Origin of the sequence: Pseudomonas sp. 34 E 7 (assembly GCF_900005715.1) — a bacterium.
GTDB lineage: Bacteria > Pseudomonadota > Gammaproteobacteria > Pseudomonadales > Pseudomonadaceae > Aquipseudomonas > Aquipseudomonas orientalis_A.
In genome coordinates, this window is sequence record NZ_CVTX01000182.1 from 4,735 (window position 1) to 10,870 (window position 6,136).

General features: G+C 61.0%; 5 protein-coding genes. 4 read left to right on the forward strand and 1 reads right to left on the reverse strand.

Features of this window, described 5'->3' with window-relative positions; translation table 11 throughout:
• Window positions 1–255 precede the first annotated feature (255 nt).
• Window positions 256–822, reverse strand: coding sequence for a hypothetical protein (locus BFP96_RS24685; protein WP_065896852.1), 567 nt, complete (start codon window positions 820–822; stop codon window positions 256–258).
• Between the two features lie 153 nt (window positions 823–975).
• Here BFP96_RS24685 and BFP96_RS24690 point away from each other — a divergent pair, with 153 nt between their 5' ends.
• The 4 genes from BFP96_RS24690 to BFP96_RS24705 all read left to right on the forward strand — a co-directional run bounded on the left by BFP96_RS24690 (window position 976) and on the right by BFP96_RS24705 (window position 5,874).
• Window positions 976–1,743, forward strand: a complete 768-nt coding sequence (locus BFP96_RS24690) for a pyrroline-5-carboxylate reductase dimerization domain-containing protein (RefSeq protein ID WP_065896853.1) — start codon at window positions 976–978, stop codon at window positions 1,741–1,743.
• A 133-nt stretch (window positions 1,744–1,876) separates the two neighbouring features.
• Window positions 1,877–2,404, forward strand: a complete 528-nt coding sequence (locus BFP96_RS24695; protein ID WP_065896854.1) for a sigma-70 family RNA polymerase sigma factor — start codon at window positions 1,877–1,879, stop codon at window positions 2,402–2,404.
• Entirely contained in the window at window positions 2,401–3,369 is a 969-nt protein-coding gene (locus BFP96_RS24700) for a FecR domain-containing protein (RefSeq protein WP_065937191.1), read from the forward strand. Before BFP96_RS24695 ends, BFP96_RS24700 begins: the two co-directional genes overlap by 4 nt.
• Window positions 3,370–3,444: 75 nt before the next feature.
• Complete coding sequence (locus tag BFP96_RS24705) at window positions 3,445–5,874, forward strand: TonB-dependent siderophore receptor (protein WP_083216681.1); 2,430 nt, start codon at window positions 3,445–3,447, stop codon at window positions 5,872–5,874.
• The last annotated feature ends 262 nt before the right edge of the window (window positions 5,875–6,136 follow it).

Below are 6,136 nucleotides of genomic sequence, written 5' to 3' on the forward strand. Positions count from 1 at the left end.
TACTTTTGCGCTTTTCAAAAGTGAGCCGCCGTCAGGGCGGAACCCTAAGCAGCCGTTACCGCAGAAACGGATATGTACTCGATCTGATCCAACAACCTGGTCGGCCCAGAGGCCGCCATCGGGGGCAAGCCCCCTCCCACATTGACCGAGGCGTGTCAGTTGGATAGCTGTCGCCTGGGAGACGACGGCAGCTAGCTCCCGCGCCACGTGTCGGTGTCATACCGAAGTCGTGTAGATTCTCATGCGTATAGGGATTCATTTAAAAATAAACTGATAGCCAATAATATAAGAACCCACTTTGTTTGCCTGAGCAGTCACCCATACGGCATTCATGCCGCGCTGCCGTTGTTTGTCCAAATCCGATTGATTTGTACAGAGTTCAATCCAGCGTCCGGTGTTTATGTCCTTGATGCGCAAGCCAGCCTCGCAACGGCTGAATTTTCCAGCGGAGGGCCCTGGGTAGGTGATTTCATACGCCGATTCGTAGTGGATGATGTCCCCGGGCAATAGGTAGACGCAGACAGCGTAAATATTGATGGAGCACGCAAGACCCAAGCAGAATCCGCCGAAAAAAGGGTCTACGGCCTGTGTTGGCTTCCGTTGAGCGGGCCGAGCGTAGAACGCCTTTGCTGCAAAGATCAGCCCTATGACAAGTCCGGCTGTTATATAAGTGGTCCATTCCGGAATGGATGCCATCAGAACCGTTCGCATGCCAATGCGCGCGGCCCACAACATATAAAGTATCCAGGCACCAAACAGTGAACATACGAACGCCAGGAGCGCTACTTTTTTTAACCGGTTCTCCTGTAAAAGATCCTTCAATTTTTGCGTGCTCTGTTTGTTCTAATCATGAGGATGGCGCCGAGATTGCCCATCATACAGAGACGCCTCCAATGTCCGCACCTGTGGGGTCGCCTTACTGCATGGGGTTAAGATGCAGAACATATTTCACTGGCTTCGAACGGAGGAAACACCTTGCTGAGCATTGGAGTCTTGGGCGTCGGCGAATTGACTGAGAAAGTGGTGGTCGGCCTGCGGCGTGGCGGTTTTACCGGGCGGGTGCTGTTGTCGCCCCGCAATCAGGCGCGCGCCGAGCAGTTGGGCAAGGTTTGGGCGTGCGAGGTCATGGCCGACAATCAAGAGGTTGTCGATGGGGCCGACCTGCTGTTGCTCGGTGTGCGCCCCGATGCAGTAGAAGGGCTGTGCAGGGATATTCAACTCAAACCGGGGCAACCTCTGGTTTCCCTGGTAGCCGGCATGACACTCAAAGACCTGGCGCGCTGTTTCCCACAGGCGCAGCCAGTGCGGGCGATGTTGTCCTATGCCGCCCAGATCAACCATTCGACCGTGGTAGTCACACCGGCGGGTCACGTCCACGAGGCGTTGTTGGGCACCCTCGGCTCGCTGATTGTGATGGATCAGGAAGACGCCTTCGAGTTGGCCACCGTAGCGGCATGCATGAATGGCTGGTTCTATTTCTTTCTCAATGGCCTTCAGCAGTGGTTCACCGACAAGGGGCTGACCCAGGCGCAGGCCCGCCAATTGGTAATGGGCAACATGCAGGACTGCCTGGCCAGCGCCAGTCATCAACCCTTGGTCAGTATGGCGAGCATGGGCGATGCCATCGCTACTCCCGGCACCTTTACGGCAGCCGGGCTCGATGTGCTTCGTGACAAAGGGGCGCAGCAAGCGTGGACGACGGCCTGTGACGAGGTGCTTGAGCGGTTGCGGAAAAAGCCATAGCCGGATTATTCAGACGCTTTACACCCAATCATCCGCCAGAACCTCCGCCCCTTCCCACAGCCTTTTTACTTGTACGAATCTTTACCTTACCTGATAGAATGCGACAAATTCTCATTAACATTTGTCCTATCCCGTGCAGTCTATTCCTTCGGCTAACCCTCATCCGTCCATCGACCAGCTTTACAGCCACCATCACGGCTGGCTGCAGGGCTGGCTTCGCCATCGCCTGGGCAATGCGGCCGATGCGGCGGACCTGGCGCAGGACACGTTCCTGCGCCTGCTCAGCAACGGGCTTGGCGAACCGCTGAATTTCACATCGCCGCGCGCCTACCTGGCCACCGTCGCCAATCGCCTGACCCTCAACCTCTATCGCCGTCGCTCACTTGAGAAGGCCTATCTGGCCGCGTTGGCGCAAGCGCCGCAGGAACAGGTGCCGTCGCTGGAAAATCAGGCGCTGGTGCTGGAAGCCCTCGACGAGATCGACCAGGTACTTGGCGCATTGCCGGCCAAAACCCGGCAGGCATTCCTGATGGCGCAGTTGGAGGGGTATACCCAGGAAGAGATCGCCAGCCGGCTCAATCTCAGCGTGCGTTCGGTGCAACGCTATCTCGTGCGGGCCTTCGAGGAGTGCATTGTGTTGGCCAGCCAGAGCGCGGCATGACTAACGCGCCCATCGACCGGCGCATTGCCCGTGAAGCGGCAGGCTGGTTCGTGCGCTTGCAGAGCAGCGACGCCTGTGCCAACGAGCACGCCGCCGCAGCCGAGTGGCGAGCACAACATGCTGACCATGAACGCGCCTGGCAACTGGCCGAGCGTTTCAGTGACCGAGCCCGGCAACTTGTCGGCGCTGCCGGGCGCAGCGCACTGGAGCGCCCGCAAGGCCTGGAGCGGCGGCAGGTGCTCAAGAACCTTGCATTGCTGATCGCCGTCGCTCCCCTGGGCCTCGCGGCGTACCGGAACCTGCCGTGGCGTGAGTGGCAGGCGGATGAACGCAGCGCCACCGGGCAGCAGCGCACCCTGGACCTGCCGGATGGCGCACAGATCCGCCTGAACACCGGCAGCGCCGTCGATATCGCCTATGAAGACAGCGTGCGTCGCGTGCGCCTGATCGCGGGCGAGATGCTCGTCGAGGTGCCCCACACGAGCGCAGTGCGGCCGTTCATCGTCGAGACCGCGCAGGCGCAACTCGCCCTTTTGGGCAGCCGTTTTGTGGTGCGTCAGTACCCGCACATGACTTACCTGGCCGCGCTGCAGGGCGCTGCCGAGGTGCGCCCACGGCTGTCACGGGGGGATGCCGAAATGGTGCCAATCGCCGCCGGCCGGCAGACCTACGTCGACAATCAATCTGCGCAGGCGCCTACAGCGCTCGAGGCGGATCGACTCGACTGGCTGAACGGTGTGCTTCGCGCAGACAAGATGCGCCTTGATGACTTCATCAATGAACTGGACCGCTATCGCCCCGGTCTGCTGCGTTGCGACCCGGCAGTGGCGGGGCTGCTGATCTCCGGCGCTTTCCAGTTGCGTGAAACCGACCAGATTCTCCACGCCCTCAGCCAGACGCTGCCGGTGAGCATCCACTACCGCACGCCGTATTGGGTGACTGTCACCGCGCGCATGAATGCTTAAAAAGGTTGTCGTGTTTTCGTCGGGCTGCGTGTCCCCCTCATAACAACATCACTTCCATAGGGCGGGGACGAACACATGGCGACGACGCAAGGCATGCAACCATTGGCACGGACAGTACACGCGGCCGCGCTGGGACTGATGATTGCGGGCGGGAGCCTGTGCGCCGCATCGTCGCACGCCGCCGAGCCCGGCGCGCGGCAGAGTCGTACCTACCAGGTGCCGGCCGGGAACCTGAGCCGAGCGCTTGCAGCCTTCGCCAGCCAGGCGGGGATCACCCTGCCCATCGAGCCGGGCGTGGTGGAGGGGCTGCGCAGCCCGGGCCTGAATGGCGCCACCAGCGTGGACGGCGGCCTGCAGCAACTGCTGCAGGGCACAGGCCTGCAAGCCACAGCACAGGGCAATGGCCTGTATTTGCTGAGCCCGCAGGTCGCCGGTGCAACCCTGGAGCTGGGCGCAACCAGCATCACCGGACAAGGCCTGGCGTCAACCACCGAGAACAGCGGTTCCTACACCACCGGCGCGATGCAGACGGCCACCAAGTTGCCCTTGAGCCTGCGCGAAACGCCGCAGTCGGTCAGTGTGGTGACGCGCAAGCGCATGGACGACAAGGCCATGACCAGCATCAGTGACGTGGTCAAAAGTGCGCCGGGGCTTTTCCTGAATAACTCCGGTGGCGTCGGGCGACCCACGTTCAGCGCACGTGGCTTCGACGTCGACAACATCATGTATGACGGTTTCCCCACCAGCTTCCTGACCTATCTGCCCAGCGGCGAGGCCAACCTGGCCATGTACGACCGGGTGGAAATCGTGCGCGGCGCTGCCGGGCTCACCCAGGGCGCCGGCAGCCCGGCGGGTGCCATCAACCTGGTGCGCAAGCGCCCGACCCGGCAATTCCAGGGCACGCTCACCGGCAGCGCCGGCAGTTGGGATGACTACAGTGGTACGCTGGATGTCGGTGGCCCGCTCAATGACAGCGGCACCCTGCGTGCGCGTACGGTGGTCTCACGGCAAGACGCCAAAAGTTTCCGCGACTCGGTCGAGAGTGATAACGACCTGTTCTACGGTGTGGTCGACGCCGACCTCAGTGAAAACACCACCCTCACGCTCGGCGGCTACAGACAGAAAACCCACACCAACTACATCTGGGGCGGCTTGCCCATGGCCCGTGGTGGCGGCCATCTGGGGCTGCCGCGTGACACCTTCCTGGGGCATGACTGGGAATATTCCGACAATCGCACCACCGGTTATTTCGCCACCCTGGAGCAAGGCTTGCCCAACGACTGGACACTGCGTGCGGCCGCCATGCAGTCCAAGACCGACGCCGATGTGCTGGCCTCTTCGGTCTGGGAGTACGATCGGCATTACCTCTGGAACGAAGCCATGGAGCAGAAGGAAACCGGCTACGACCTGGCGCTCAGCGGCCCCTTCCAGCTCCTCGGCCAGCAGCATGACCTGACGCTGGGGGTCAGCAAGCGCAAGCTGGACTATCGTTCGGGCAAGGCCTGGAGCGCATACGTCGACGCCGGCATCAACCCCTTCACGTGGAATCCAAACGGGCATACCAAGCCCGATTACATCAGAGGCGGTAACGGCCTTCCCGAGACCACCACGCAAGACAGTGTCTATGCCAGTACCCGGTTGCGCCTGACCGATCCACTGTCGTTGATTCTTGGCGGTCGCGTCGACTGGTATGAATTCGAAGACAGTGCGAACCGTGAAAGCGACTACAAAGTCACGCGTAACCTGACCCGTTATGCCGGGCTGGTCTACGACCTGGACGCCAATCACTCGGTGTATGTCAGCTACACCGACATCTTCAAGCCGCAGAGCGGCAAGGGTGTCGACAGGAGCGTGATTATCCCCATCGTGGGCGAGAACTACGAAGTAGGGATCAAGGGCGAATACTTTGACGGCGCCTTGAATGCGAGCATGGCGGTGTTCCAGATTGACCAGAAGAATCGCGCCCAGGAGCTGCCGGACGTCAAAGGCTGCGGCTCAGGCCCGGCCAGTGCCTGCTATGAGGCAGCCGGGCTGGTGCGCAGCCGTGGCGTCGACCTGGAAATCGAGGGCGCCCTGACCGATAACTGGCAATTGGCGGCCGGCTACACTTACACCCAGACCCGCTACGTGAGCGACGCCAACGCCGCCCGCGAAGGCGAGGATTTCGACCGCGAGAAACCGCGTCAATTGTTCAAGCTGTCGACTATTTACAGCCTGCCCGGTGAGCTGCAGCGCTGGCGTGTTGGTGGCGATGTGTACCAGCAGAGTCGCATCCGCACCGCGGGAGGGGCGGGTGCCACGGCCTGGAAAAACCAGCAGGGCTCTTACACTGTGGTCGGCCTGGTGGCGGGGTACAAGGCCAGCGAGCAGTTGGATCTGCAGGTCAATCTGAACAATCTGTTTGACCGGGTTTACTACAGCAGTGTGGCCGATGGCGCTTACAGTCCGTATGACATCTACGGCGATCCGCGTAATGTGAAGTTGACTGCGCGTTATAGCTTCTAGGGCATAGGTATCTACACGGCTTTGTGTCGATCCCGGTCCAATGTGGGAGGAGGCTTGCCCCCGATGGCGGCCTCTGGATCCACCAGGATTTTGTGTCGATCCCGGTCCAAATGTGGGAGGGGGCTTGCCCCCGATGGCGGCCTCAGAGCCGACCAGGATGTTGGATCAGACCGAGTACATATCCGTTTCTGCGGTAACGGCTGCTTAGGGTTCCGCCCTGACGGCGGCTCACTTTTGAAAAGCGCAAAAGTAAGCAAAACGC